The organism is Clostridium sp. KLE 1755, assembly GCF_000466465.2.
GTDB lineage: Bacteria > Bacillota > Clostridia > Lachnospirales > Lachnospiraceae > Eisenbergiella > Eisenbergiella porci.
Window position 1 is genome coordinate 16,852 of record NZ_KE992678.1, and the last position, 26,549, is coordinate 43,400.

Consider the following 26,549-nt stretch of genomic DNA (forward strand, 5'->3'; position numbering starts at 1 on the left):
GGAGTTAAAAGTGACAAGGCGGAGGAAACGGATTTGATTGAAGTAAAAAATCTGACGAAATACTATGGGGATAAGCTGGCCGTAGATAATATCTCGTTTACTGTGAAGGAAGGGGAAATACTGGGATTCCTGGGGCCGAACGGCGCCGGTAAATCCACAACTATGAATATGCTTACCGGATACCTGTCCGCCTCGTCAGGAGAGATAAGAATTAACGGTATGGATATGGTTGAGAATCCCATGGAAGCCAAGAAATGTATTGGATATCTGCCGGAAATTCCCCCTTTATACATGGATATGACAGTAGATGAATATTTGCGGTTTATGTACCGTCTGAAAAAGGTATCCTGCGGCGGAACGAGAGAAGAGCATATTACCGGAATATGTCAGCAGGTGAGAATTACAGAAGTACGAAAAAGGCTGATCCGGAATCTTTCCAAGGGCTACAAACAGCGTGTTGGAATAGCACAGGCAATGATCGGAGATCCGAAAATACTGATTCTTGATGAACCGACGGTTGGGCTGGATCCTAATCAGATGATAGAAATCAGAGCATTGATCCGTAAACTGGGGAAAAAGCATACTGTAATTTTATCCTCTCATATCCTGCCGGAAATCCAGGCGGTGTGCGGCAGGATTATTATTATTAACGAAGGCCGGCTGGCAGCTGATGATACGGAAGAAAACCTGTCCAGAAAGCTGGGAACCTCAGAGGACAGAAAAGGAAACGGTTCCAGGCAGGGGAGCTTCAGGTTATTGGTGGAGGGGCCGCGCCAGGAGGTTACGGAAAGTCTGAGGACAATTAATGGGGTAAGGGATGTGAGCTTTGAAAGAAGTGTGGAAGATAATGTGTTTTCCTATTTGCTTGAGACGGATGGAAAAACCCCTGTCCGCCGTGCTGTTTATGACTGTGTGGCAGGACATGGCTGGAGATTACTGGGACTTGAGAGCAGAGAGATGAAGCTGGAAGATATTTTTATTAAACTGACAGCAGCGAATTACAGGGAAAATCAATCGGGAAAAGAAAAGGGGGAGAGAAAATGAGCGCAGTATATACCAAGGAACTGTCTTCTTATTTTAAAAATCCCCTGGGATATGTTTGTCTTGCCGTATATTATTTGTTCGGAGGGCAGTTTTTGCTCATGCAGATACAGTATTACGGCACTAACGATATATCAGGTATTTTTTCCAATATGTATGTGGTAGTCCTGTTGACACTGCCTCTGTTTACAATGAGGCTATTATCGGAAGAAAAAAGAATGCGTACCGATCAGGCCCTTATGACAGCTCCGGTTTCCCTGAATGGAATTGTGGCGGGGAAATTTTTTGCAGCATATACATTGTTTGTATTGGGAGTTTCGGTCTGTGTAATTTATTTCGCGGTATTAAGCTCTTTTTCCTCTGCACTTTGGAGTATCTTTCTGGGAAATTTTCTTGGCCTGCTTCTGCTGGGCGCCTCGCTTCTCGCCATTGGGCTGTTCGTATCCTCCCTGACGGAAAGCCAGGTGCTGGCGGCAGTGGGGACTTTTGCATGCATGCTCTTTATCATGCTTTTGGACGGCTTGGGGGGAATGCTTCCCTCCGGGCTTTCTTTCCTGGAAAAGCCGTTGTCGGCTCTGTCCTTTTCTCAAAGATATTATGATTTTACAGCGGGGCTTCTGAAGCTGCCCCATGTTGTATTTTTCCTGAGTGTGACGCTGGTATTTCTGTTTTTGACAGTAAGGGTTTTGGATAAGAATCGATGGACGGCAAACAAAAGGATTAAGAATGCGGCGTTTTCCGTAACCGTAACGGTTGTATTCATAGCCGTGGTGGTTGTTTTTAATATGATATTTACCCTTCTTATGGATATGCTTCCCCCAATGGATTTGACAGAAAACAGTATGTATGAGCTTTCAGAGGATTCCCTGAACATTGTGGAACCATTGACACAGCCAGTGGAAATTATTGTATGCCATAATGAAGAGGACTTGAGAAGTACAGAATATGGAAAGCAGACGGATGAAATCCTTAAGGGGTATGCAAGACATAATGCGGGAATACAGGTCCGGTTTGCCGATTTGTTAAAGGAACCGGAGCTTGCTGCTGAATATTCCGATTATGGGATACAGAACAACAGCATCATTATAAAGTCTGATAAAAGGATTAAAATGGTTTCACTCAACGATTGTGTGGAGACCGAAATGAATTACTCCAATTACAGCTATACCTATAAATCAAAGGCAGAACAGGTGCTGACCTCGGGAATCCTTTACGTTACGGAAGATTCCGTTCTGCGGGTATCGGTGCTTACCGGTCATTCCGAGACAGGCTGCGCGGATATCGTCAATTATCTGGAAGAAAATAATTATGTAATTACGGAACAGAATATGGTGACGGAGGATATTGATCCGGAGGCAGAGATTGCCTTTCTGTTTGCCCCAATGACGGACTATACGGCGCAGGAGCTGGAAAAGCTGGATCGTTTTCTGGACAATGAGGGGAACTTTGGAAAAAAACTGATTTATGTGGCCTCTCATAACCAGCCGAAGCTGCCAAACCTTGAGAGCTTTCTTTCAGAATGGGGTATCGGTATCGGGAACAGCATTATAGTAGAAACAAATCAAAAGAATATATATGATAAGCAGGGCTTCATGTTCGGGGCAGCCTTTGAGGAAGCGGCGCAGCCGTATCTTTCCCAGGTTAAAAATCCGTCTCTGCTTTTTGTAGGCTATTATTGCAGACCGCTCAGTATACTATGGGAGGAAAAGGATAACAGAACTGCGCAGTATCTTGTGAGGGCACCGGAAAGCTGCACGTTGTATCAATTGGATACCGGGGAACTGACCGGAGAAAGGAAAGAAAATCCTCCGATAAATGGAGGAAATCCTTCGATAAATCGAGGATTGGGAATTGCAGTTATCGGTGACCGTCTGAAATATATTGGTACACAGGAACACCATTCTAATGTTGTGGCATTTGCTTCGACAGCCATGTTCACTTCGTCACAGACAGTGAGCAGCAGCTTTAATAATAAAGATTTCACCGTGGAGCTTATCAATTCTCTGGCAGGAAAGCAGAGGGGGATTAGCATTCCCAGCGTAAGCTTTGCATCGGAGCCGTTGCAGATCACCCAATCTTCCTACACCGCAGTATCTATAGTTCTGGGAATTCTTTTGCCCGGTATTTGTTTTGTAACAGGTATCGCAGTATCTGTCCGCAGGAGGAGATTATAATGGCTGGAAAAAAGAATATGCTGTTCGGTCTTAGCATTACCCTTATAATTTTATCTGCGGTGCTTGTATTCCTTCTTTCCCGGGGAGAAGAAGAAAAAATGGAAGCTTCAGGGGGAACCTGTATGCTGACAGATTTTGTTTCCGGAGAAGTCAGTGGAATTAGCATAGAAAATAGAGAAGGAAATTACAACATTGTAAAAAATGGAAACGAATGGAAGCTTACTGGCTATGAGGGCTATGAAATGGACGAGGGCCGCCTGGAGACAGCAGTGAGAAATCTTTTGACTATACAGGCGGAAATCATCTATGAGGATACCTTTGACAGAAAGGTATATGGACTGGAGACGCCGGAGGCAAAGGTGAGCATTCAGGGAAGCTTTGGGGAGACTATACTGTATCTGGGATCCTTTAATGAAGGAACTTCTTCCTGGTATGTCTGTAAAGAAGGAGAAAAAGGTCTTTTTTCCATCATAAAGGGGAAGGGGGACTGGATGTTATATTCTCCTTTTGTTTATTTTGACACTTCCCTGATCCCCGCATTTGATTCTTCTGCGGAAAGAATGACGGAGAGGCTTACGGAAATCATGATTGAAAGGCCGGATTTGGAGGAACCGCTTCGGATCAGGGTTTCGGAGGAACCGGAGCAGGCTTATACCTCATCTTATGAACTTACCAGTCCTATTCATGTGAAAACCTCACTGAAGGTGATGAATGAGGAGGTTGGTTCCCTGCTTGGATTTTCGGCGGACAGCGTAAAAGGGTGGTATCAGGATACAGAAGCTGCGGCGTATGGACTGGATCATCCGGTTATGGTTATGACGGTATGCCATGATGGAGTGACGGATATTTTTACCATAGGAGCTGCAGTGGAAGATGGGACAGAAAGATATATGATATGCAGCAGCTCTAAACTGTTGTATACAATAGCAGAAGATAAGCTGGCTTTCCTGTATGCAGACGCGGATGATTTATTTTTTGAACTGGCGCTGCTTCCTGATATTAATAAGGTGGAACAGGTGAAGCTGAAGCTGGGAGAGGAAGAATTTTTATTTCTTCTGATGCGAGGTGAAAATGGACGGGATGATGAACAACTGCGTGTTACAGTAAACGGACAGGAAGTAGATGAGGCTCTTTTCCGAAGCTTTTATTCCTTTCTGCTGGAGGTAGATATAGAAAAAATTAATACAAATACCCATGAAGGAACACCTGTGATGAGAATTGAGTATGTCTACCAGGATGGAACTGGCGATACAGTGGAAGCGTATCAGTTGGAGGATGCCAGGAGAATGGGAATAGTGGTGAATGGAGAATCAGATTTTGAGGGACGTATGGCCTATCTGGAAAAGCTTCGGATGGAACTATCCCATCTGCTGGCAGGAGAAAGAATAGATACGAATTGGTAACTGTGAATGGACTTAACGATTATCCGAGAAAAGTAAAGGAGATTATTATGAGCGTAACATTGAAGAATCCGCTGCTTCCGGGTTTTTATCCCGACCCTTCCATATGCAGAGTGGAAGATGATTTTTATATGGTAACATCATCTTTTTCCTATTATCCGGGGGTTCCTGTTTTCCACAGCAGGGATTTGGCGCATTGGGAACAAATAGGTCATGTGCTTGATCGTCCCAGCCAGCTTCCGCTTAACCCTTGTCATATATCAGGAGGTATATTTGCACCAACCATTCGTTTTCATAAAGGTACCTTTTATATGATAACAACCAATGTAAGCTATGGCGGTAATTTTATCGTAACAACAGAGAATCCTGCCGGTCCATGGTCCGAACCGCACTGGATTGAAGGCGCCGGAGGAATAGACCCTTCATTGTTCTTTGATGATGACGGAAAAGCCTATTATACCGGAACATGGCCTGTAAAACCAGGGAGTGATGAGAAACAGATGATTTGGCTTTCCGAGATTGATTTAGAGAATTTCCGGCTGAAAGGAGAAAAGACCAAGATATGGGGAGGCGCTATGGAAAATGCGGCATGGCCGGAGGCACCGCATGTTTATAAAATCGGCGGATATTATTATCTGATGATCGCGGAAGGGGGAACGGAGCATTTCCATTCGGAAACAATCGCCCGGTCTGAGAATATCAGAGGACCGTATGAGAGCTACCGAGGCAATCCGATATTGACACAGAGACATCTGGGAATGAAGGCCGCAATTGCCAATACAGGGCATGCGGATCTGGTAGAACTGAAGGATGGTTCCTGGTATATGGTATTTCTTGCTTCCAGGCCCTATGGAGGCTATCATAAAAATCTGGGAAGGGAAACCTTTATTGCACCTGTGGAATGGGAAGAGGGCTGGCCTGTTGTCAGTCCTGGTACAGGCAGGATTGAATTTTCTTATCCAGGGCCGGAGCTTCCAGAATTTCCGGTGGCAGCGGAGCCGGTAATGGATAATTTTGTTGGTAAAAGCCTTGCATTTTGCTGGAATTTTCTTGGAACACCGGATGATCGTACTTATAAATTGGAGGATGGTTTTTTAAAGCTCAGATTATGCGATACATCTATGGGAAATAGCAGGAATGGCGAAAAGGCTGGCTTTGGTTCCGGAACGCAGCAGTCACCTCGGGCAGCAGGATTTCTGGGGCGAAGGCAGCAGCATATGTCTTTTACTGCAAAAACAAAGCTGTGTTTCCTTCCGGTTGAAAAGCAGACGGCAGGGTTGGTTGTCCTGCAGAATGGTTATCAGCAGCTGAGGCTGGAAAAAGGGCTTGATGTAAACGGAGAACAAACGATACGTGCGATTGCAGGCTATACTTCACTGGATGCATCGTTACTGCATAAGGACGGTCAGGGAAACTATCAGGAAAAAGTGCTGGGAGAGATACCATGGGAACAGGAAAACGTCATTTTTGCGGTGAAGGCCCGGGGGCAGGAATTTACACTGTCTGTTGAAGCGGAAGACGGAACAGAAACAATTCTTGCGGACAGTGTGGATGGGAGATTTCTGGGAAGTGAAACGGCAGGAGGATTTGTAGGCGCATATCTTGGGATGTTTGCAAGTGGAAACGGAACAGAGTATGATAACTATGCAGCTTTTGACTGGTTTTCCTATGAACCGGAGGAATAATAAAAACTATTTTTATATGTAGTTATTATAAAAAGTTCCAATGTTTATGTTTATACGTCTTGACAATCCAATAGCGTTGCAATATTCTTAATGAAGAAAAGACGCTATGTGCATTATGTCACAAAGCGAATCCCCAGAGAGTTGCAGCTCCCTGGGGATTCTTTTTTCCTTAATCAGGGCAGGAGAACCCAGTTTGGCTTCTGTTTTCTTAGTTTTTATTTTCTATCCGGCTATTTGCCGATATAATAGCAAACCACACCAGCCACAACAGAAATAAGAAAAGATGTTATATATTGCATTATTTCACCCTTTGAGCCGATTTTTATTTATCCCCCTAAATTTCCCGTATAAGAATAAATCAAGTTTTTCTGAGAAAAAATCATTGTTTTACTCCCTGTCTTGTGAAAAAATAGTTATAGCAGTTTTATGTTGGATAACAGGAGGGAACCAATGGAAAACAGAAATAATGGAAAAAATAATTACGAATTACTGTGCTACACCAGGCAGCCTGGGGAGGACAGCATCTATTCGGAGAAGCTGGCATACAGCATGCATCTTGCGCTGCGCAGGGAGGGAGGAAGCTTTGTTCCGCTGAATCACAACGCAGGCATACTGTATGCAAAGGCGACGCAGCGGGAGGACGGAACGCTGCATGCGAAGAGCCTGAAAAACCCGTGGCTTTTTCAGATGGCGGACGGCGCTTTCGGGATCCTTGCGGTCAGGACGGAAGCGGATGGCAGTGAGGATGAAGAGTCCAGGGGAAAGCTGCTGCTTTTTACCTCAAAGGATCTGGTGCGGTATCATGAGGAAGAGCTGCTTGACCTGAATACAGGAGTGTACGTAGAAGATGCGGTATGCAGGTATGATGCGGACAAGGGATGCTATTGCCTGAAGTGGAAGGATGCACAGGGCGACTGCTTTGCATACAATCTGCCGGAGCTGTCCGGGGAGGCGGTGAAAGCGGCGCAGCCTGAGAGGCTGGAGGACGGCGCAGTGCTTGCGGAGATGGCAGTCCTGCCGGATTGCGAGGAAGCTCCGGAAGGGGCAAGGCTTCGCAATATCATTTCCATAGGGGAGGAAACGGCAGAGAGGCTGCGGTGTAAATTCCTGGTGCCGGTGAATGTGGCAAATGAGGTGCCGGAGTGGATATGCGCGGCATCACCGGAGGATGTGCAGAAGGTCAGGGCGAACGCTAAATACAGCGACGGCACCTGTGTGGAAAAAAGAGTGGACTGGTACACCGGGGAGGTGGATTTTGCCCATCCGGGCACTTACCGGGTGACGGGCAGGGTGCATCAGAATCATTATGAATTTCCTGTTGCATGGCATCGTGCCGACCCCTGTATCGGCAAGTGGAAGGGAAAATATTATTTTATTGCCACCAATGATTATGATAACAACCATTCCCTGTATATCCGGGAAGCGGATACGATTCCGGAGCTTGTTACGGCCCAGGAAATCTGTATTCTGAATACCTCCATGTACCCCCATCTGGGGAATCTGCTCTGGGCGCCTGAGTTCCATATTATACGGGACAGGCTGTATATTTTCCATGCGGGGACGCCGCAGGAGTTTGAGAAGGAGCAGTGCCATGTGATGGCGCTGAAGGAGAACGGAAATCCCATGAAGGCCTCCGACTGGGAGATGCCGGTAAGAGTGGTTAAAAAGGACGGAAGCTATCTGTACGGGGAACAGGGAATCACCCTTGATATGACGGAGTTTGAGGTAAACGGAAGGGTTTATGCGGCATGGTCCCAGCGCCAGTTCCATCCTGTGGATCAGGGCGCGTGGCTGTATATCGCGGAACTGGATCCTGAGGAGCCGTGGAAGCTGATATCCGATCCTGTCCTGCTTTCCATGCCGGAATATGGCTGGGCAAATAATCATACCTTTGTGGATGAGGGGCCTTTTGCCCTGATAACGGATAAAAAAATATTCCTTACCTTTTCCAGTGCAGCTGTGGACAGCACCTATGTAGTGGGCCTGCTCAGCGCAGATCCTGATGCGGATCTGCTCAACCCGGAAAGCTGGGTGAAGGAAAATTATCCGCTGATGTCCTCCAGGAGCAAGGAAGGGGAATATGGAACAGGCCATAATTCCTACGTAACGGATGAGGACGGGCTGGTGTGGAATGCCTACCACGGCAAGCCGGGTGTTGACGGGCCGAGAAGCTCAGGACTGCGCCGTGTGCATTTTGGCGCCGACGGCTATCCGATCCTGGAAATGACGGAGGAAAAGGATCTGGCGCCGGAGCTGACGGAGGTTTCCATGGAGGTTGTGGTGAAATAACAGGTTGGCCTTTCTTTTACGGAAGCCTGTCCGGGCTGCGTTTTTCTGCGGATGCCCGGAATGAACGCGGGCTTTCTCCCGTAATCCGCTTAAACTGGCGGCAGAAATGCTCCACATTGTGGTAGCCGCAGAATTCCGAGATGGCCGCAATTGTTTTTCCGGTGTAGCGCAGCTGATCCTTTGCCAGCCGTATGCGGGCGTTAATACAGTCGTCCATACAGGAAATACCGAAGGTGTTTTTATAGACAACCTGCATATAGCCCTCGCTCAGGTGGAGCTGCCGCGCCATGTCCGGCACGCTCCAGGGTAGCTGGGGGCTGTTGTAGATGGATTTGCGCAGGTTCACCAGTTCATGGTAATGGGAAGACAGCGAACCCGGAATTTTCAGGGAGGCTTCCTGCAGCTCGGAAAAAAGAAGCTGCAGGAGCTGGCCTGTTATCCGCTCATTATGTGCGCCGGGAAATGCATTTTTCCAGGTGAGCAGCTGGAACAGGTTGTGGCAGTAATCCGCATCCGGCAGGGAAAAGGGGATTCCCTGGACCGGGAGAGAGGAAACATATTCTTCATCCGAATCGAAACGCAGCCAGTCATTTTCATATCTGTCCCCGCAGGCGCAGTAATAAATAGGAGAAAAAGGCGGGAAAAGGACTGCGGATTTAGCCGGATATTCCTGCAGGCTGCCGTCCACCCGGAAAAGGGCGGGGGTATGCGTGAGCACCAATAGCCAGCAGTCGTGGCCTTCCGGCACATCAAATACGAAGCTGCCGTCGTGTACGGCATTATATTCTACATAACGGATATGATTCATGGACGCCTCCATAAACAGTTTTATTGCAGCCTGGGAAATATGGAGCAGATGCAGGGGAAAAATATAGGAAACGGCCTTTGGCATTGTTTTTTCCCCTGTGGTTTTGCTGCAAATTTTCAATAGTATACCTCAGGCCCTGCGCCGCGTCAAATCAATGTCGGAAAAATCAATCAATACCTGGAAAATCAATACCCGGAAAATCATTACCTGGGAAATCAATACCGGGGAAATTGATGTCAGTGAAATTAGCGTCGGGATAATCACGAAAAAGGGAGGAAAACCAATGAAACCGGATAAAAAATTCCCATTATTTATTGTATCAGGAGCCAGCGGTGTGGGAAAGAGCACGATGTGTGAAATCCTGTTTAAAAAAGAAACGGATTATATTGTGCTTGAAAGCGATATTCTATGGCAGGAGGTTTTTAATACGCCCCAGGATAATTACTGGAATTTCAGGGAAGTATGGATGACCATGTGCGCCAATGTTTCCCAAATCGGCATGCCTGTGATTCTGTGCGGCTGTGGGATTCCGGAGCAGTTTGAAATATGCGACGCAAGGGAATATTTTACGCAGATTCACTATCTGGCCGTGGTCTGTGAAACGCCAATCCTGGAAAAAAGAATGCGGGAGGGGCGGGGTATCCAAGAAGAAGACTGGATTCGCAGCTCCGTTTCCTTTAACCTGTGGCTGAGGGAAAATGCGTCAAAAACGCAGCCGCAGATTACGCTGCTGGATAACACAAACCTGACGCCGGAAGAAGCGGCAGAAGAGGCCGATAAATGGATCAGGAAACAAGGATGGTAACCTGGGTTACATATTCCTCACTGTCGGAAATGGCAAATTCATTCAGGCCGATTTCATAGGAATACCCCTGAAGCTCCCAGCCTTTTTTCCGGGCAAAGGCCAGCATCCGGCCATAGAGTGCGGGAAGCCTGTCCCAGCTGCCCACACAGAAAGCGCGCAGGTAAAGCCCGGCAGGTTTTCTGTAAATACCACTGATTTGTGCAGGCTGATCCAGGCTGGTGAACAGGCCGTCGTACTCGTCAAAACGGTGCTGCCTGATTTTTTCCAGGGAAAGCAGGCTTCCGCAGCCGGTCTTGTATTCAGACAGATCCCATGCGGTCTGCAGGTGGGAAAGAAGGGTGTCCATCTGTATTTGCTTCTGCTCCGGGAGCGGTTCCGAAGGGGGAAGCGGCGTGATAAAAAGATATTCCTCTTCACATTGGACGGTGTCAATCTGACCGTCCTTTATTTGCATACTAAGATGCAGCATTTCCTGTTTTTTCTGCATGATGGCACGAAGCTTAGTAAGGTGCCGGATTGTCTCGTCAATTTCACCGATTTTCCTTTCCGAAAGGGCGAGAAAGCTTTGTGCATTGGGCGAATGCAGATAGGACCTGATTTCGTCGATGGACATATGAAGCTCACGCAGCGCCAGGATGTTTTCCAAATCCGCGCTTTGCTGCCAGGTATAATACCGGTAGTCGTTTTCCCCCTTGAAGGCAGGGGAGAAAAGCCCGATTTCATCATAATAGTGCAGCGTTCTTTTATTCAGATGGTGAAGCCTTGCGAATTGTCCAGTGGTAAAAAGCAGGGATTTTGTGGGCATAAATTCCTCCATGCTGCCGCGGCACTGCCATTTTTACGGCGCGTTCTGTTTTTATTGTAAAAATCTCTTGACCTTACAGTTACTGTATCCTTTAGGATGACTATAACATAAAAAGAAAACAGGGAAAAGAGGTTTCAGAAATGGAAGAAAAAACAGTACTTCGTGATTATGAAAGAAAGGATGCGCCGTTTCTGCAGGATATCATAAGAAAAACCTGGCAGTATGACAGGTTCTGTTCCCCTGGAACAGCAAAAAGGCTGTCACGCCTTTATCTGGCAGGGTGTATGGCGAATCAGACTTTTATGAAGGTAGCGGAGGTGGGAGGAAGGCCGGCAGGCGTGATTATGGGAAAGGACTGCGGGGTGTGGAAGCCTTCCGTAACCGGCCTGCTGCGGCAGACGGCGGCAGCGCTGGCGCTGCTGTCAGGAAAGGAGGGAAGGGAAGTTGCCCGGGCTTTTTCGGGGATTAACCAGGTGGACAAAGAACTGCTTAAGGAGAGTAAAAAGGAATATCCGGGAGAGCTTTCCTTCTTTGCACTGGACGAAAGATACCGCGGCCTGGGAATCGGGAAGAAGCTGTTTGGGGCTTTGCTTGATTATATGGAACAACGGAATATTTCACGTTTTTATCTGTATACGGACAACAGCTGCAATTATGGCTTCTATGAACATCAGGGAATGCGGCGCTGCGGACAGAAAAGTTATAAGGTCCCGCTTGCTGTGGATAATGAGATGCAGTTTTTTCTGTATGAATATGATGCCAGGGCTGATGTTTCCCGGGATAGGGAAGAAACGGTCTGCGTTTAAGAAGGGGAAAGAGGGGCTCTGCAATGGATGACACATTACTCTATCAGAAGCCGGTTACGTTACTGCGGATTCCTGCAGTGATGGCGCCCGCCATCCTCATGACGGTCATCCAGCCCTCCTGTTCCATGATGACGGGATTTTTTATTTCCAATATACTGGGGGAACAGGAGTTGTCATGCTGCTTTTTAACGGCTGGATGATGTATTATGCAGGTGAGAATGGAGTGGCCGCAAGCATTGTTACCTTATTTATTTGGGCTGATGAGCGCATTATATATAGGCTATATGTTCGGCATTTCCCCGATGCTCAGTTTTTATTACGGGGCGGGGTGATTAAAGCCGGCCTGCGTATTCATAAAACCTCTGAAAATATCCCAAAGCTCCCGGCTCCAGAAATTCCCCTCATGGACTGCGCCGTCCACACAGATAAAGCTGACCTGGGCGCCGCATTCCTCCAGACGCTTCACCAGCTGCTCGCTTTGGGAAAAGCTGACAGTGGGATCGGCGCTTCCGTGGGCGATCATAAAAGGCACATAGCTTTTCCCCTCCTGCACATAGTTTATGGGGCTCATTTTTTTCAATAACTCTTTATCGAGAGTGCCTCCGCAGAAGAGTGTGAACAAAGCGGCGGCCTCCGAACGTACCTCAGGCTGGGGGGATTCAAGAAAAGCGGTCAGATCCGTGGGGCCGAAGCAGTCAATCACAGCGCATACGCTGTCTGAAAATTCCGGATATTCATCGGTTTTAAATTCCGGCATATCTCCTGTCAGGCCGAGAAGGAGGGCGGTATTTCCTCCGGAGGAGGTGCCGAAGGCAAGAACCTTATCCGGATCGATATGATACTGCTCTGCATTGGCACGCAGAAAACGGATCGCTGTCTTTACATCCTGGAGAAATGCCGGCGCCGGATGGCCTTCCTCTATGTTCCGGTGGGTAACGGATGCGACCACAAAACCATCATCGGCAAAGCGGGCCAGCTGCGGGATTTCATAGTTGGTATCCGGGAAATGCCAGGCGCTTCCCTGAATGAAGACAATCAGGGGATACCGTTTTTCGCACGCATCCTCCAGTATCTGCGGCATGAGCAGATCCAGCGTGATGTCCTTGCCGGTATGGGTGGAATAGACGATTTTGGGAGAGAGGACGGAGAGTCCTTTCAGGCTGGGGTTGCTTGCAATGTGAAGCATATATTTTTCCTCCTGTTTAAATATTGGTATCGTGTTCGATAGATGAATTATACCACATATATTCTGAAATCCGCTATTGATACCGTCGGTAAACATGGTTTTCCTAATTGGTAAGATCTGCTTCGGGGTCAAAAATATCTGCTCCCATGAGCAGCAGACGCCTTTTCTTTTTTTTTCCTGCAATATCTTTTGTTGCAGATGCAGCCACATATTCGTTTTCCTTTTCCACACTTGTTCCAGAGGTAGGTAATAGGAATTGCGCGGAAGGGCTTCCCATTGGCCATAATGCCACTCTGGAGCGTAATTCGTTCCACCTCTGCAGTGACAAAGGATGCGCCTCCACTTTGAAGCCGGAACGGACTGAAATTTTTATAAGATTCTACCAGGATTTTAAATTGTAAAATCCTGTAGATATGTAACCTGTTTTTTTCATTTCCCCTATTGTAATATGGCAAAAGAGCGATATAATGGAAAATACTTGGTAATTTGGATTGAGAGGTATTGTAAGAATGAGGGGAAAAGCATTAAAAAAGAATCAGGTTGACTGGAGCGTTTTTTTCAAGGCGGTGGTGACGATTGCCCTGCCCATTGCCCTGCAGAATTTCCTGTCTACAACGGCAAGTATGGTGGATACGATTATGATAGGCAGTCAGGGAGAGCTGTCGGTGGCGGCGGTGGGAATCTGTTCTCAGATTTCGTCACTGTTTTTCTCCTGTTATTTCGGATTTGCGGGCGGTTCACTGCTGTTTTTTTCTCAATATTGGGGCGCAGGGAATCATAAGGGGATTAATAAGACCTTTGGAATTTCCATGACCTGCATGCTGGCGGTGGCGCTTATCTTCGCGGTGACGGCGATCACAAGCCCCGGTTTTTTACTGGGGATTTATACGGATAAGCAGAATATTATCCAGGTGGGGATTCCTTACATAAGGATCGTTGGTTTTGCTTATCCGCTGCAGGTATTTGCGGTTCTGATAAGCTTCCTGATGCGTTCCACGGAAAGGGTAAAAGCCCCTTTAATCAGCTCGATTCTGGCGCTTATTACCAACTTTATTTTGAATTGGATCCTCATTTATGGCCGTTTCGGCATGCCGAAGATGGGAGCGGCCGGTGCAGCGGTGGGAACTCTTGTTTCCGGAATCGTGAATCTGATTGTACTGCTTACCTTCCTGCTGAGGGATAAGAATACGTTGGTTCTTAAGCTCAGGGAGATGTTTGCATGGGGAGATGGATTCCTGAAAATATATCTGAACAAATGCTTTCCGATCATTTGCAATGAGCTTTTCTACGGAATCGGACAGATGCTGATAAATGTTGTTATCGGAAGACAGAATGAATCGGCCATTGCCGCCATGGCGGCCTTCCGTGTGCTGGAGGGCTTTGTATTTGCCTTTTTCGGAGGCCTGGCGGATGCCAGCTCCGTGGTGGTGGGCAAGGAGGTCGGCGCAGGGCATCATATGAAAGGCTATCAGTATGTTAAGGGCTTTGCGCTTCTCTGCCCGGCCATTACTTTCTGTATCTGTGCCATCGGCCTGACCTTTAATGCGCCCCTGCTTCGTCTTTTCGGCCTGGGGGCGGAAGCCATGTTTTATGGAAAATACATGATTATGATTTATCTGGCGGCGGGAACCATCCGTACCTGCAATTATATTATGAACAGCTGCTACCGCGCGGGCGGGGAATCCATTTTCGGAACCGTGCTGGAAATCGTATGTCTTTTTACCATCAGTGTTCCTGCGACATGGATTGCCGGCATGGTGCTGCATCTGCCTTTCCTGGCAGTGTTCGCTTTCCTGTATACGGATGAATTGATCCGGCTGGTATTTGAGGTTTATTATACCAGGACCGGTAAATGGGTTAAGCCGGTTACGGAGGAAGGAAAGGCTGCAGTACAGCAGTTCCGGGAAGAACTGGCGGAGAGCAGAGGGCTGAAAAAGGCGGTGGAAAACTGAGGCGGAAAACGGCCGGAGATAAAATAAAACTAATAAGATAACAGCGGTATGTCGGGAGAGTCTGACGTGCCGCTGTTTCTGTATTCGGGATAGATATAATGGGATTCTTGTTTCAATCAAATAATTATACTATATTTTCAGGGCCGTATCCATGCTGTTAAAGAATATTGCAACGAATTACATAGATGCTTGTATGAATTTTTAATTGATCTGGCTTTTAATAGAAACAAATTAAGGAAAAGGTCTTCTCAAAAACGGTCAACGACTATATAATCGCATTAACCAGATCGGTTAATGGTTTCCACACATTTAACAGCGGCATAGTTTCTGTAGATAGCCGTATTAGCTGTTTACAGGCTGCAAACGGATCGACGTCCACAAGGCCGGATTGATGGCATATAAGGAAAGGAATCTCAATGAATCCCAAATTTTTTCAGTTACCTGAAGAAAAACAACAACATATTATCAACGCCGCCTATAAGGTATTTGCAGGGAATTCCTATAAGAAGGCGCCGATGTCTGAAATAGCTGACGAATGCGGCATATCCAAAGCGCTGCTGTTTCATTATTTTGAAAATAAAAAGGAACTGTATCTTTTCCTGTGGAAGCAGGCAGAAGAGCTGACCGGAAATGCTGTCCGGGAATTCGGAGTCATGGATACGACAGATTTTTTTGAAATACTGGAGAAAAACCTGCGGGTAAAATGTTCATTGACGAGAGTGTATCCTTATATTGGTGCCTTTTGTTTAAACGCCTATTATGAGCAGGAGGAAGAAATCAGAAAATGTATTCAGCCGGAATTTTCCCAGTTAAAACGAATTGGGGAAAAACATATTTTTGAACGGATGGACCTTTCTGTATTTCGGAAAGATGTGGATTTGGAGCTGATGTATCAGGAAATTTTGTGGACGACGGAAGGTTATCTGTGCCGGAGATACCGCATGCAGGATGTTGATGCGGAGGAAATAGAAAAGGATTTTCTGAGACTTATAAAGCAGTGGAGAAGGATTTATTATAAGGCGCATTAATGGAATGCCTGCAATATTTCAGAGTAACGCAGAGTTATAATATTACCGGTATTAGCGGAAAAACATATAGGATCGATAGTGTGATTGAAAAAAATTATGGGCTGCATAGGTTTTTGCTGCATGGGGAAGCGCCTATAACACACAGATTGGAGCAAAAATGAAATTTCATGAGTTCGGAGACTGCGGGAATCCGTACATCATGCTGATTCATGGAGGCGGAAATTCCTGGTGGAATTATTTAAGGCAGGCCCGTGTCCTGTCTGAGAAATACCACGTCATTCTGCCGACGCTGGATGGGCATGGGGAAGAGTATCTGACCGAATATATTTCTACGGAGGATACGGCGGATAAGCTGATGGAATATATAGAAAAGAAATGTGGCGGCCATCTTTTTGCACTGGGAGGAGTGTCTTTGGGAGGACAGATCGTAATGGAGCTGTTGTCCCGGAAAAAGGATTTGGTCCAAAAGGCGGTGATTGATGGCAGTATCTGTTATCCACAGCCTGCTATGGCGCGTTACTGCATAGCGACGGTCCGCTTATGCGGGAGGCTGATGTTCGGGAAAAACGTGTGCCGTTTCCAACTGGCGGCAATGAATCGTTTTTTCCCCTCATCCATGCGTTATCCGGAGGAAATAGCAGAATATTATCTGCGTGACATGCCGCGTCTTCGTAAAGAAACGCTGTATGCGGTATACCGTACATATATGATGCAGTATACGCTGAAGGAAAGCGTCCGCAGCACAAATGCGGAGGTAATGTACCTGTACGGAGAAAAGGAAATGAAATGTGTCCGGGAATCGGCCCGGATGTTTGGGGAGTTGGTGCCCCACTGCAGGATATATGAAGCAAAAGGATATAATCACGGATATTTATCCGTATATCTGCCGGAGGAATGGCTAAAGCTGATTCTGCCTTTTCTGGAAGAATGGTAAAAAAGTGAGTATTACTACAGGAAAATTGTATGGAAACTGCAGGCTGCTGTTTTTTTGACTTATTCTTTACATTAATTAAACCGGAATACTGTCCTGATATGAGTGAGAACGAGGTGCTGGGTTTGAGCATTGAGGAATGGGAATTCTATGCAGAGGATAAAGCGCTGTACCTTGAACGGGCCGGCAGATTTGTCACGGAGGAAAGCAAAATCATAGAAGATATTACAATGCTTCTCCCCATGCAGGTTAATCCTTTTCAGAAAAAAGAGCTGCTGCGTCAGAGGAAAGCGAGAATGCGGCATGCGCTTATGAATGTGGACGGAAGAATCCTGGAAATGCTGGAGCGGCTGAAGCTGTCAGGCTGGAAGCTTTGTCTTATCAGCAATGCAGATGTGATAGATTGTATGTACTGGAAAGAATCCCCGCTGTTTTCCTGTTTTGATAAGGCGCTTTTTTCCTGTTGCGAAAGGCTTTTGAAGCCGGATGTCAGAATCTATCAAAGGGCAATGCAATATATGAATTGTACCCCGGAACAGAGCATTTTCATCGGTGACGGCGGTTCCGATGAATTGCGAGGGGCTGAAAATGCAGGTATGAAAACGGTTTTTACTGAATATCTGGAACGCAAACCGGAGGAGCGGCGGCGGGAGCTTATGAAGGAGGCGGACTGGCATATTACAGATATCGCTGAGCTGCCAGGGATAGTGGGAGAAAAAATCTTTAGTCCTGGACCCGGCTTTGAACCTTGATTTCATTCTCCAGAAACTCTTTGATAAAAGGATGATTTTCTTCATTTAATGAAGGCATAAACGCCATAAACCGGCATTTCTGGTAATGGGTGTCCTCCATATGGAAATCATAGCCCATCATACATTTTGGGTTGCAGTCGTCCGGATTTATGAGACGCTTGCAGGGAGATGCTTTTATGATATCTTTTTTCATCTTTTCCGGGAGAGTTTCCAGAAAATTCTCATATACATTTAAGCCCTGGGGAAAAATCCTCATTTTTACGCCTGTTTTGCGGCATACGAAGGTTGCCAGAGTTTTCTTTGTCTGCGGCAGGATATAGGAAACAGTAAAGCCGCTTTTTGCTGTTTTGATTTCACATTTGCAGCCCTGCGCCAGAAGAAAATCGTTGATTTCGGAAGCGAGAGGTTTGCTGTTGTCATCTATGGTTTCAAGGAATGCGGGAAAGTGATTATCGGCCATTTTGAATACTCCTTTTTGGTATGGGATGCTGTGGGTACTGCTATCAGTTTAATGACCTTTACTGTGTCAATCCTCTCAATTCCTGCACAAAAAAGAGAGCTGTATACCTGAAGCTGAGAAAAAACCAAACCGGCAGGGATACTGATTTTCATACCGTATTTTGAGTGGCTTTTCAGTCGGTCAGCGGATAAAATAATATAGGATACATGAAAAATACCGTTTGCCGCAATTTTGTTTTTGAATCCCAGGAGGAAGGAAAATGATTCGATTTGCTGTTTTTACTGACCTGCACTATGACCACATTCCGGACGGAGACAGAAGAATAAAGGAGTTTCTGGAAACAGTCAGGCTGAAAAATCCTGATTTTATCCTGTCTCTGGGTGATTTGTGTTATCCGGCCGCTGAAAACAGAAAAGTTATTGACGTCCTGGAACAATCCGGCGTACCGGTGTATCATACAATCGGCAATCATGATACGGATCAGTATTCGCTTGAAGAAGTGATGGATTTTCTGAAAATAGAGTCATCCTATTATTCCTTCCTTATTGACGACGTTAAATTTATCGTCCTCAATACCTGCTATATCCGGGATGGGCAAAAATGCGTTCCCTTCCTGAAGCGTAATTATGATAAGACAAAACAGGCTTATCCCTGGCTTCCGCAGGTGGAAGCAGACTGGCTTTTGCAGGAACTGGAATCGGAAGACTGCTTTTATGTTGTGTTTTCCCACCACAGCCTGGCAAATGATTTTAGAGACAGGGGAATCGCAAACAGAGAAGCAGTCAGGGCGCTGCTTGAAAACCGAAAGGTTCTTTTCTGCATGAACGGCCATGATCATGGGGATGGCTGCACTATAATAAATGGAATTCCATATATTACACTCAACTCCATGTCGTATATCTGGCACGGTATGAAGGAACTGTACGCCTACGATGCAAAGACGCATGAAAAATACCCTTCTCTCAAGAATATGATTTTATATCAGGAGCCGCTGCATGCGTTCGTTGAAATAAGTGATAAAGAGGCGCGTATAACGGGAATGGATGGCCATTATCACACAATTACCCCGGAAGATGCGGAAATAGGCAGGACATGGAACGGTGTTTCCATTGAACCAAAGGTCTTATCCCGGACTGTGAAGTTACCCAGATAAAAGGAGAGGAAATATTTATGAATGGATTTCTGCTGCTAATCCCTTTTTTACTGATAAGGTTTGGCGTCCTTTCACATTTGGACAGAGCTGCGGTAAAACGCGCGGCTTTTTTCGCACCGATGGCCGGAAAGGAAATTGCGGCATATTGGATATACCAGCTTTCCAATGCCGCAATTTTTATCGTTCTGTTTTTTCTTAAAGTGCCAATTGATTTTTCCTGGCAATTTTGGTCGGGGACGCTGTTCTATCTTTTGGGATTGGTTCTGTGCACTGCATCAGTGATAGATTTTGCAGCCCCATCCGGCGTAGGCCTGAACCAAAACGGACTTTACCGGTTATCGCGTAATCCCATGTATTTATCATATTTTTTACTGTTTATGGGCTGTGCCCTGCTCACGCATTCTGTGCTGCTTGGCGGAATCGTTATCATATTCCAGCTGTCTTCCCACTGGATTATTCTTTCAGAAGAACGGTGGTGCATTGGCAGATTCGGGGATGCCTACAGGCAGTATATGAAAAGGGTAAGGCGGTATATATAGGTACTTTTTCAGTTCCGGGGGCGCTCAGGATGTTAAGACCAGGGCGTCTTTTCCTGACATTTCCTGTTATTTTTCCATAATCATTCCTGGTTATCAGTCCTCAGGTACCCTGGAAAAGTTCAGGGAAGAAACGCCAAATACAATGGGGAACGATGTTGTGCTGCGGGGTATTGGATTTTTATAAATTCCTGCGGAACTTAATGACAGCCATGCCGCCGGATTCGCAGTTTTTCAGTTCCAGCTGTCCACTGTGCGTTGTAACCACCTGCGCTGCGAACCAAAGCCCGAGTCCATTGTGTCCGTCAGAACTCCGCGCCGTATCATCACGCCACAGGCGTTCTGTCGCATGGTGCAGCGCGGCCCTGCTGAAGCCGGGACCTTCGTCACGCACGGTAATTTGCCAGCCGTTTGCCAGCATGCATCCTTCCAGATATACGCTGCCGCCTTCCGGCGTATGCTCGATGGCATTCTGCACCACATTGCCGAGAGCGCGAAGCAAATGGTCTTTTTGTATTCGGGCGGAACCCTCCAGGCTGTTTTGGCTGTGCAGAAAACCCCCGCTGGCTTGTGCAAGGGCATTTGCGCTCAGGCAAAGCTCGTCAAACATAGTGGGCAGAGCGGTATTTTCAAACGTTTCGTCCGTACCGGATGAGGTTTCCAGAAGACTGGCAACATAACGTTTTGCACGGTCGCTGTTTGATACGATGGTTTCTACCATTCTCTGGCAGTTCTCAGACAAATTTTCATCCAGCAGAAGCTCCGCGTTTCCCCCTATCAGTGTGAGCGGAGTTTTCAGATCGTGCGCGAGTGCGGCTATTTCCGCCTCACGTTCCTGTTGGGCCGCCCATTGGGAGGACAGGGAGCTGTATAATGCTTCCCGCATATGTTCCATGGCGTCCAGCGCCTGAGCATATTCCCGTATGCCCGCATGAGGGACTGTAAAATCCAGCTCCTGTGCGCCTACCTTATCACTCACTTCACCGAACAGCCTGAGCCTGGCAGCAAGGTGCCGGCGGAGCCGCAGGGTATTAAAAATCAGGCAGAGCACCCACCCCGCGCCAAGCACGGCCAGCCACAGGTATTCAAAAGGAGGAAGCAGATTGCGCAGGATTGGATTTACAAATTCCGACCTGAAATACCATTGAATAATAACGGTACTCCCGTCCGCGTAGGTGCGACGCGAAACATGGACGTCGTCAGGAGCCTGCAGAAAAAATTCTCTCAGAGTCTCCAGCTTTTTTCCTTCCACATTGCTTTCCAACACGTTACCGTCAGGTGCAAACAAAGCATATTCGGGCAGAAAATCCGCACCCGGGGAAATAAAGTTTTTGGTATCTTCTGTCAGAATCCGCTCCGTCTGTTGATTGGAGACGTAGCCCTGGTAAATAATACCGGCGTTTCGAAGTTGCGTAAAGCAAAGCATCCATACCAGGCCGCACAGCAGCATGCAGCCGAGCATAACGACGGCAAAGCGCAGAAGAACGAAGGTAAGACTTACAGAACGCTGTTTTTTTGCCATTTATACCCTACCCCCCAGACTGTCTCAACAGGGCTTAATCCTTCGGCCTTCAGCTTGGCGCGGATATTTTTGACATGTTCCGCAATAGCCGACGGATCGCCCCCGGCGTCAAAGCCGAAAACTGCATCATATAATTGTTCTTTGGTAAAAACCTGTCCCGCGTGCAGGGCAAGGTGTTCACATATCGCATATTCGCCCCTGGTAAGTGGCAGTGTGCGTTCTCCGGCAAAAGCCTCTTTTGCCTGCATGTCAAAACGTACGCCGCCCCGGTTCATGGTACGGACCGGACTGCGCGCCTCGCGCCGCAGATGGGCGTTTACCCGAGCGCGCAGTTCCGCGATACTGAAGGGCTTCTTAATATAATCATCGGCGCCCAGGCCAAAGCCCTGCACAAGGGCAGCATCTTCCGCCCTGGCTGTTAAGAACAGGATGGGGCAATCCACCTCATCACGGATACGGCCGCAAAGGGAAAAGCCATCCTCGCCGGGCATCATCACGTCAAGCAGCAGCAAATCATACGCCTGACACCGCTCGGCCTGTACCGCCGCCGCATCCGGCTCAATATCCACCCGATGCCCGTCCTTCTCCAGGGCAGCGCGCACCAGAGCCAGCATTTCAAGATCATCATCAACAACCAACACCCTAAACATCAAATCCTCCTTATAATCCTCCTTGTTTTGCGGAGCAAAATGCGAGCCCTAAGCGAGCAGAGGATTTACCTCCTTGTTTTCCTCTATGTTTACTCCTGCACAATGTTGCCTTCCCATCTGTCAAACCACAGTACCGACAAAACGAGAACGGCCAAAGTAATAATTATCAAAGAAATTATCCCGGAAAAAACAGGAATATTCGAAAAGCCAAAGAGTTTTTTCAAAAACCTGACGCCCCATTCCCAGGGAATGAACGGCCAAATCTGATCGCCAATCGCGTTTTCAAAATAACCTGCTGATATTGTGCCTGCAATTCCTGTGAATACCGAAATACCCGCCCCCAACCTGAAAGCAATGAATATGTGTAATAAATACAAAAATATATTGCCAAATAAAAAAATTATAAATATCACAAGGTAGGAAGCATAATCCATTATACTGATACCCAGAAAAAAACTGACTCCCATATAGAAGCACAGCTCATATAGTATCATACTTAAAGCAGACAAAAACATAAGAAAGAACAATTTCCCTAAATATACACCTTTTCGTGTTTCCGTTAAGCCAAGGGAATTTTGAATATTGCTTATATTTCTGTCCAGGTTAATCAAAACCGGCACCGTAATACCTGCAAAAACAGGGAAACATATCTGCAGTATAATAAAAAACAGCCTCACATCAGGAATAATATGATATCCCGCATACTTATAATAAACTAAAAATACTGCGGTAATCACGACCGGCAGTACCAAATGCAACAAAATAACAGGTGTCCGTCTGATTTTGGTAAAATCGGAAATAAACTCCCTTATAACAGTCATTTACGATATACCTGCCTTTCATACCAAAAGGAAAATAAGATGGAAAGAACTGCCGCGGCCAACAGGGAAACCAATACCAGCAACAGACTTCCTCCCGGGTTCAGTATCAATCGTGAGCCTGTTTCCACCAGTAATCCACTGGGCAGCACGCCAAATAAGGTAACCATAAACCTGGCGGGCCAGCTATAAGGGAAGAACCAGAACAAAGGCGTAAGAGAAAAGAACAAACTTCCCAAAGCGCAGGCAAATAGATTTATTAATGTGGAACCGACAAAACCGATTTTCCGGTCCAAAAATAAACAGAAGGGAACCTGCCATAAAAAGGAGAGCCACAGCAAACAATATCCTGCCGCATAAAGCCCGCTACGCCCAAGTGCTGCCCGGACGCCTGAAAACATGCATTCAGAGATCACAGTGATGAACGACAGCAACAGAGATATTATCAAAAGGGTAAGCGCAGTTAAAATAATTTTAGAAATAAATGTTTTCTTCAGGTCAACAGGCAGACTGTAAAGCGTCCTGTATCCATGCTTTTGCTCTTTTTTATTTGCCAGATGGCATAAAATAGTAACGGATAAGCAGGCAACCGGCATACACCAGTTACACACGACAGAGCTGGAAAAACCGCCCATGCCAATGCCGATAAAAATAAAAATCACAGACATTAAAATTAAACCTGCCGGAACCAACAGGATGAGTTTCCTGAACAGGGAACGCCTGAATTTCAGGTTTTCTGCTTTTATATAGGTAATAATCATCAGGCCTCACGCTCCTTCCTCAAAATATCCATAAAAAGTTGTTCCAGATTTTCACCCGTATCAATTTCATCCTGATACAGAAGCGACCCATTGTATATGATTCCAATATCATCAGCAACCTGCGCGACCTCGCTTAAAATATGGCTCGATACGATGACAGACATCCCGGTCGCCGCAAATTCCCGAAGCATACGCCTTAATTCTTCAATGCCGAAAGGGTCCAGTCCGTTTGTGGGTTCATCCAGGACCAATAATTTCGGATGATTCAGCAGTGCCAATGCGATCCCCAGTCTCTGTTTCATTCCCAGGGAAAAATCTGAGGCCTTTTTGTTTTTGGCATCCGTCAGGTCCAGTTTCTGTAAAACGTCATCACAATTGCTCACAGGAATCCCCATAAGCGTTGCCCGCACTTTTAAATTTTCAAAAGCTGTTAAATTCTCATACAGCGGTGGAGATTCGATTAACGAACCGATATTTAATAAATCCTTCCGGGTCCAGGGGTGATCGCTGAAAAGTATTTCACCGGAATCAGGTGTGATAATACCTGTGATCATCTTTAACAGAGTGGATTTTCCAGCCCCGTTCGGCCCTAATAAACCGTAGACGGAATTTTTCCTGACAGACATGGTTAAATCTTTTACGGCACGGGTTTTTTTTAAGCTTTTGAAGACATGATTGGTTTTTAATATATATTCGGACATCTTTTCCCTCCATTTCTATTCAGCCGCCGGCAATAGACTGTATTCCCAAAGAAGCGGCGCCTTTGTTTCGGTGCTTTTATGGTAACAGTTAATTTTAAGGATTTTATAAAGAAGCAGATATTTTTTTGAAAAAATATCAGGAAGCAGTACGGATAGTGTAATCGCACAGGACCCTGCAACGGAGTGTATGGTATTGAAAAGTGCATGTAACCGTTCAGTCTCATTTACACTTTTATGAGGGAATTCCTTATGCGGAAAATAATGGCGGGAGAACGTTGCATTTTAAAAAGAAATCAGGTAAATTAAAAGAAAAAACGGAGCATCGCCAGATGCGTTCCGCAGGCCGGAGAAGCGATGGAAAATAAATGTGTAATTAAAAACAGTAAAACAGTCGATTTATTCTTATTTATGGGACAGTCAAATATGGCGGGCAGAGGGATTGTTTCTGAAAAATGGGCGCATCCGGCGCCTCAGATTATGGAAGGGGCAGGATATGAATACCGGGCAATATCGGCCCCGGATAAGCTGTATCCGCTAACGGAACCGTTTGGAAGGCAGGAAAATGCGGAGGATGGGATTAATGACGGCAATATGAAAACAGGTTCACTTGTTACAGCTTTTGTGAATGCCTGCTATCAGAAAACGGGAGTTCCCATTGTGGGTGTTTCTGCGTCCAAGGGCGGCTCATCCATTCTGCAGTGGCAGCCTGACACACCTTATTTATCAGATACGCTGCGGCGTCTGGCAAAAGCCAGGAGATTTCTGGAGAAGGAAGGGATTTTTATCCGGCATACATTTATGCTGTGGTGCCAGGGAGAGACAGATGGGGATCATCATATGACTGCCGGGGATTATCAAAGCTATTTTATGCAAATGTGGGAACGTATGAAAATGGAAGGCGTGGAGAGATGCTTTCTCATACGGATTGGAAGATATAACGGTGCGGAGAAAATCAGCTATGAGGATATCAGACAGGCGCAGGAAGCCCTTGCCCAAAAGGTCCCGGAGGTGGTAATGGTGTCCCGTAAATTTGCGGAAATGAAGGCGCGCGGGCTGATGAAGGATGAGTTTCACTATTATCAGCAGGCATACAATGAAGTAGGCATACAGGCAGGTGAAAATACAGCGGAATATATCAGGATGGAATCAGACTTGTGAACGCAGGAGCCTGGTTCTGTCGTCTGCGGCTGGCTGGCTAAATTAAAAAAGCTGTGGAGGCATAAAGCTGTAAAGGGACAAAGCTATAAAAGAATAAAGCTGTAAAAAAATAAAGCTGTAAAAGCCCAAAATCTATAAAAGCCCAAAATCTATAAAAGTCCAAAATCTATAAAAGTCCAAAATCTATAAAAGTTGTAAAATGTCAAAACCAAAATGCTTGACACATGGATAGAAGAATGTCAGAATAGAGTTACTTTCAGGAAGCGATCGCTTCTGTAATTTCTTCTACATAACATTTCTGATTTCATCTTCTGTGGATTTATTTACTTTATCTTGCTATATTTCAAACTTTCTTTTATAATATTCTTATAAAAATCCCTTTTGATATTTTATTATGATTTGGTTTGCGGAAGCGGTTTTTTCTTGAAAAATCTTAGGTTCAAGGAGAAAATTTGCCATGCACACAAATGAAGCAGTACTGGCCCGCAAGCCCCAGAAGGCGTATAAGGACCGCATGTTCCGGATGTTATTTTCGGAACGGAAAGATTTACTGGAGCTGTATAACGCATTGTGTCAGAAGGATTATACGGATCCGGACGCATTGGAAATCACCACACTGGATGATGTAATCTATATGGGGATGAAGAATGATGTTTCCTTTCTTCTGGATGGAAGAATGGGATTATTTGAACATCAGAGCACCTTTAATCCCAATATGCCGCTGCGGGGATTATTTTATTTTTCAGACCTGTATAAACGCTTCTTCCATGATCGTTTAATTTATTCCACCAGGCTTTTGAAGATTCCTACGCCGGTATACGTTGTCTTTTACAATGGGGAACAGCAGCTGCCGGACGTTTCGGTTTTAAAGCTGTCGGATGCGTTTATGCAGGGAGCGGATATGGCCTGTCTGGAGGTACGTGTCCGTATACTGAATATTAATGAGGGGCATAATGCGGAATTAATGGGACGGTGCCGGAAGCTAGAGGAATATGCTATATTTATAGGATGCGTGAGAGAGTTCCTGAAGTCTATGGAACCGGCGGAAGCGATCCGGAAGGCAATGGAACTGTGTATTGAGAAGGGGATATTGGCCGTTTTTTTGAGTCAGAGGAGGGCAGAGGTAAT

The 26,549-nt window shown here is 46.2% G+C and carries 26 protein-coding genes; 16 read left to right on the top strand and 10 right to left on the bottom strand.

Annotated elements, in window-relative coordinates:
* Window positions 1-33 precede the first annotated feature (33 nt).
* The 5 genes from HMPREF1548_RS07015 to HMPREF1548_RS07035 all read left to right on the top strand — a co-directional run bounded on the left by HMPREF1548_RS07015 (window position 34) and on the right by HMPREF1548_RS07035 (window position 8,589).
* Complete coding sequence (locus HMPREF1548_RS07015; RefSeq protein ID WP_021635209.1) at window positions 34-1,044, top strand: ABC transporter ATP-binding protein; 1,011 nt, start codon at window positions 34-36, stop codon at window positions 1,042-1,044.
* The gene (locus tag HMPREF1548_RS07020; RefSeq protein WP_021635210.1) at window positions 1,041-3,215 is read left to right on the top strand and encodes a DUF7088 domain-containing protein; all 2,175 of its coding nucleotides are present in this window, start codon (window positions 1,041-1,043) and stop codon (window positions 3,213-3,215) included. The genes HMPREF1548_RS07015 and HMPREF1548_RS07020 overlap by 4 nt, the downstream gene beginning before the upstream one ends.
* Entirely contained in the window at window positions 3,215-4,618 is a 1,404-nt protein-coding gene (locus tag HMPREF1548_RS07025; protein ID WP_021635211.1) for a DUF4340 domain-containing protein, read from the top strand. The genes HMPREF1548_RS07020 and HMPREF1548_RS07025 overlap by 1 nt, the downstream gene beginning before the upstream one ends.
* 47 nt (window positions 4,619-4,665) lie before the next feature.
* On the top strand, window positions 4,666-6,300 hold the full coding sequence (locus tag HMPREF1548_RS07030; RefSeq protein WP_035321457.1) for a glycoside hydrolase family 43 protein: 1,635 nt from the start codon (window positions 4,666-4,668) through the stop codon (window positions 6,298-6,300).
* 450 nt (window positions 6,301-6,750) lie between these two features.
* Window positions 6,751-8,589 (top strand): family 43 glycosylhydrolase, encoded by a 1,839-nt coding sequence (locus tag HMPREF1548_RS07035; RefSeq protein WP_035321458.1) that lies wholly within the window; start codon window positions 6,751-6,753, stop codon window positions 8,587-8,589.
* 16 nt (window positions 8,590-8,605) lie between these two features.
* On the opposite strand, the gene HMPREF1548_RS07040 is transcribed toward HMPREF1548_RS07035, so the two are convergent.
* A complete protein-coding gene (locus HMPREF1548_RS07040) occupies window positions 8,606-9,481 on the bottom strand; it encodes a helix-turn-helix transcriptional regulator (protein WP_021635215.1) in 876 nt (291 codons plus the stop codon).
* Window positions 9,482-9,680: 199 nt separating this feature from the next.
* Here HMPREF1548_RS07040 and HMPREF1548_RS07045 point away from each other — a divergent pair, with 199 nt between their 5' ends.
* A complete protein-coding gene (locus tag HMPREF1548_RS07045) occupies window positions 9,681-10,202 on the top strand; it encodes a DEAD/DEAH box helicase family protein (RefSeq protein WP_198168618.1) in 522 nt (173 codons plus the stop codon).
* Here the strand turns inward: HMPREF1548_RS07045 and HMPREF1548_RS07050 are convergent.
* Window positions 10,183-11,007, bottom strand: coding sequence for a MerR family transcriptional regulator (locus HMPREF1548_RS07050; protein ID WP_035321460.1), 825 nt, complete (start codon window positions 11,005-11,007; stop codon window positions 10,183-10,185). The genes HMPREF1548_RS07045 and HMPREF1548_RS07050 overlap by 20 nt on opposite strands.
* A gap of 140 nt (window positions 11,008-11,147) precedes the next feature.
* Between HMPREF1548_RS07050 and HMPREF1548_RS07055 the strand changes: the two genes are divergently transcribed.
* Together HMPREF1548_RS07055 and HMPREF1548_RS29405 are read left to right on the top strand one after the other, a co-directional pair.
* Complete coding sequence (locus HMPREF1548_RS07055; protein WP_021635218.1) at window positions 11,148-11,813, top strand: GNAT family N-acetyltransferase; 666 nt, start codon at window positions 11,148-11,150, stop codon at window positions 11,811-11,813.
* 23 nt (window positions 11,814-11,836) lie between these two features.
* Window positions 11,837-12,013 carry a hypothetical protein gene (locus HMPREF1548_RS29405; RefSeq protein WP_021635219.1) on the top strand — a complete coding sequence of 59 codons (177 nt, stop codon included), beginning with the start codon at window positions 11,837-11,839 and terminating at the stop codon, window positions 12,011-12,013.
* Between the two features lie 116 nt (window positions 12,014-12,129).
* Here HMPREF1548_RS29405 and HMPREF1548_RS07060 read toward each other — a convergent pair whose 3' ends face one another.
* Both HMPREF1548_RS07060 and HMPREF1548_RS30435 read right to left on the bottom strand, forming a co-directional pair.
* Window positions 12,130-12,999 carry an alpha/beta hydrolase gene (locus HMPREF1548_RS07060; protein ID WP_035321461.1) on the bottom strand — a complete coding sequence of 290 codons (870 nt, stop codon included), beginning with the start codon at window positions 12,997-12,999 and terminating at the stop codon, window positions 12,130-12,132.
* A 103-nt stretch (window positions 13,000-13,102) separates the two neighbouring features.
* The gene (locus tag HMPREF1548_RS30435) at window positions 13,103-13,228 is read right to left on the bottom strand and encodes a hypothetical protein (RefSeq protein ID WP_286137857.1); all 126 of its coding nucleotides are present in this window, start codon (window positions 13,226-13,228) and stop codon (window positions 13,103-13,105) included.
* 280 nt (window positions 13,229-13,508) lie between these two features.
* Between HMPREF1548_RS30435 and HMPREF1548_RS07065 the strand changes: the two genes are divergently transcribed.
* The 4 genes from HMPREF1548_RS07065 (at window position 13,509) to HMPREF1548_RS07080 (ending at window position 17,662) form a co-directional block, all read left to right on the top strand.
* Window positions 13,509-14,951 (top strand): MATE family efflux transporter, encoded by a 1,443-nt coding sequence (locus HMPREF1548_RS07065; RefSeq protein ID WP_021635222.1) that lies wholly within the window; start codon window positions 13,509-13,511, stop codon window positions 14,949-14,951.
* A 416-nt stretch (window positions 14,952-15,367) separates the two neighbouring features.
* The gene (locus HMPREF1548_RS07070) at window positions 15,368-15,979 is read left to right on the top strand and encodes a TetR/AcrR family transcriptional regulator (protein WP_021635223.1); all 612 of its coding nucleotides are present in this window, start codon (window positions 15,368-15,370) and stop codon (window positions 15,977-15,979) included.
* Between the two features lie 157 nt (window positions 15,980-16,136).
* Entirely contained in the window at window positions 16,137-16,913 is a 777-nt protein-coding gene (locus HMPREF1548_RS07075; protein WP_021635225.1) for an alpha/beta fold hydrolase, read from the top strand.
* 29 nt (window positions 16,914-16,942) lie between these two features.
* Window positions 16,943-17,662, top strand: coding sequence for an HAD family hydrolase (locus HMPREF1548_RS07080; RefSeq protein ID WP_021635226.1), 720 nt, complete (start codon window positions 16,943-16,945; stop codon window positions 17,660-17,662).
* Here HMPREF1548_RS07080 and HMPREF1548_RS07085 read toward each other — a convergent pair.
* Window positions 17,634-18,122: a hypothetical protein gene (locus tag HMPREF1548_RS07085; protein ID WP_021635227.1), complete on the bottom strand. Its 489-nt coding sequence runs from the start codon at window positions 18,120-18,122 to the stop codon at window positions 17,634-17,636. The genes HMPREF1548_RS07080 and HMPREF1548_RS07085 overlap by 29 nt on opposite strands.
* Before the next feature lie 259 nt (window positions 18,123-18,381).
* Between HMPREF1548_RS07085 and HMPREF1548_RS07090 the strand changes: the two genes are divergently transcribed.
* The gene (locus HMPREF1548_RS07090) at window positions 18,382-19,275 is read left to right on the top strand and encodes a metallophosphoesterase family protein (RefSeq protein WP_021635229.1); all 894 of its coding nucleotides are present in this window, start codon (window positions 18,382-18,384) and stop codon (window positions 19,273-19,275) included.
* A 17-nt stretch (window positions 19,276-19,292) separates the two neighbouring features.
* On the top strand, window positions 19,293-19,814 hold the full coding sequence (locus tag HMPREF1548_RS07095; RefSeq protein ID WP_021635230.1) for a methyltransferase family protein: 522 nt from the start codon (window positions 19,293-19,295) through the stop codon (window positions 19,812-19,814).
* A gap of 178 nt (window positions 19,815-19,992) precedes the next feature.
* On the opposite strand, the gene HMPREF1548_RS07100 is transcribed toward HMPREF1548_RS07095, so the two are convergent.
* The 5 genes from HMPREF1548_RS07100 to HMPREF1548_RS07120 form a co-directional block, all read right to left on the bottom strand.
* On the bottom strand, window positions 19,993-21,333 hold the full coding sequence (locus tag HMPREF1548_RS07100) for a sensor histidine kinase (RefSeq protein ID WP_021635231.1): 1,341 nt from the start codon (window positions 21,331-21,333) through the stop codon (window positions 19,993-19,995).
* Entirely contained in the window at window positions 21,309-21,983 is a 675-nt protein-coding gene (locus HMPREF1548_RS07105) for a response regulator transcription factor (RefSeq protein ID WP_021635232.1), read from the bottom strand. The genes HMPREF1548_RS07100 and HMPREF1548_RS07105 overlap by 25 nt, the downstream gene beginning before the upstream one ends.
* Before the next feature lie 89 nt (window positions 21,984-22,072).
* Window positions 22,073-22,804 carry a lantibiotic immunity ABC transporter MutG family permease subunit gene (locus HMPREF1548_RS07110; protein WP_021635233.1) on the bottom strand — a complete coding sequence of 244 codons (732 nt, stop codon included), beginning with the start codon at window positions 22,802-22,804 and terminating at the stop codon, window positions 22,073-22,075.
* Complete coding sequence (locus HMPREF1548_RS07115) at window positions 22,801-23,562, bottom strand: lantibiotic immunity ABC transporter MutE/EpiE family permease subunit (protein WP_021635234.1); 762 nt, start codon at window positions 23,560-23,562, stop codon at window positions 22,801-22,803. The genes HMPREF1548_RS07110 and HMPREF1548_RS07115 overlap by 4 nt, the downstream gene beginning before the upstream one ends.
* A complete protein-coding gene (locus HMPREF1548_RS07120; protein ID WP_021635235.1) occupies window positions 23,562-24,263 on the bottom strand; it encodes a lantibiotic protection ABC transporter ATP-binding protein in 702 nt (233 codons plus the stop codon). The genes HMPREF1548_RS07115 and HMPREF1548_RS07120 overlap by 1 nt, the downstream gene beginning before the upstream one ends.
* A 354-nt stretch (window positions 24,264-24,617) precedes the next feature.
* On the opposite strand from HMPREF1548_RS07120, the gene HMPREF1548_RS07125 reads away from it, so the two are divergent.
* Together HMPREF1548_RS07125 and HMPREF1548_RS29880 are read left to right on the top strand one after the other, a co-directional pair.
* Window positions 24,618-25,421, top strand: a complete 804-nt coding sequence (locus HMPREF1548_RS07125; RefSeq protein WP_021635238.1) for a sialate O-acetylesterase — start codon at window positions 24,618-24,620, stop codon at window positions 25,419-25,421.
* A gap of 457 nt (window positions 25,422-25,878) precedes the next feature.
* The coding region (locus HMPREF1548_RS29880; RefSeq protein ID WP_021635240.1) for a hypothetical protein at window positions 25,879-26,549 on the top strand (671 nt) is incomplete at its 3' end.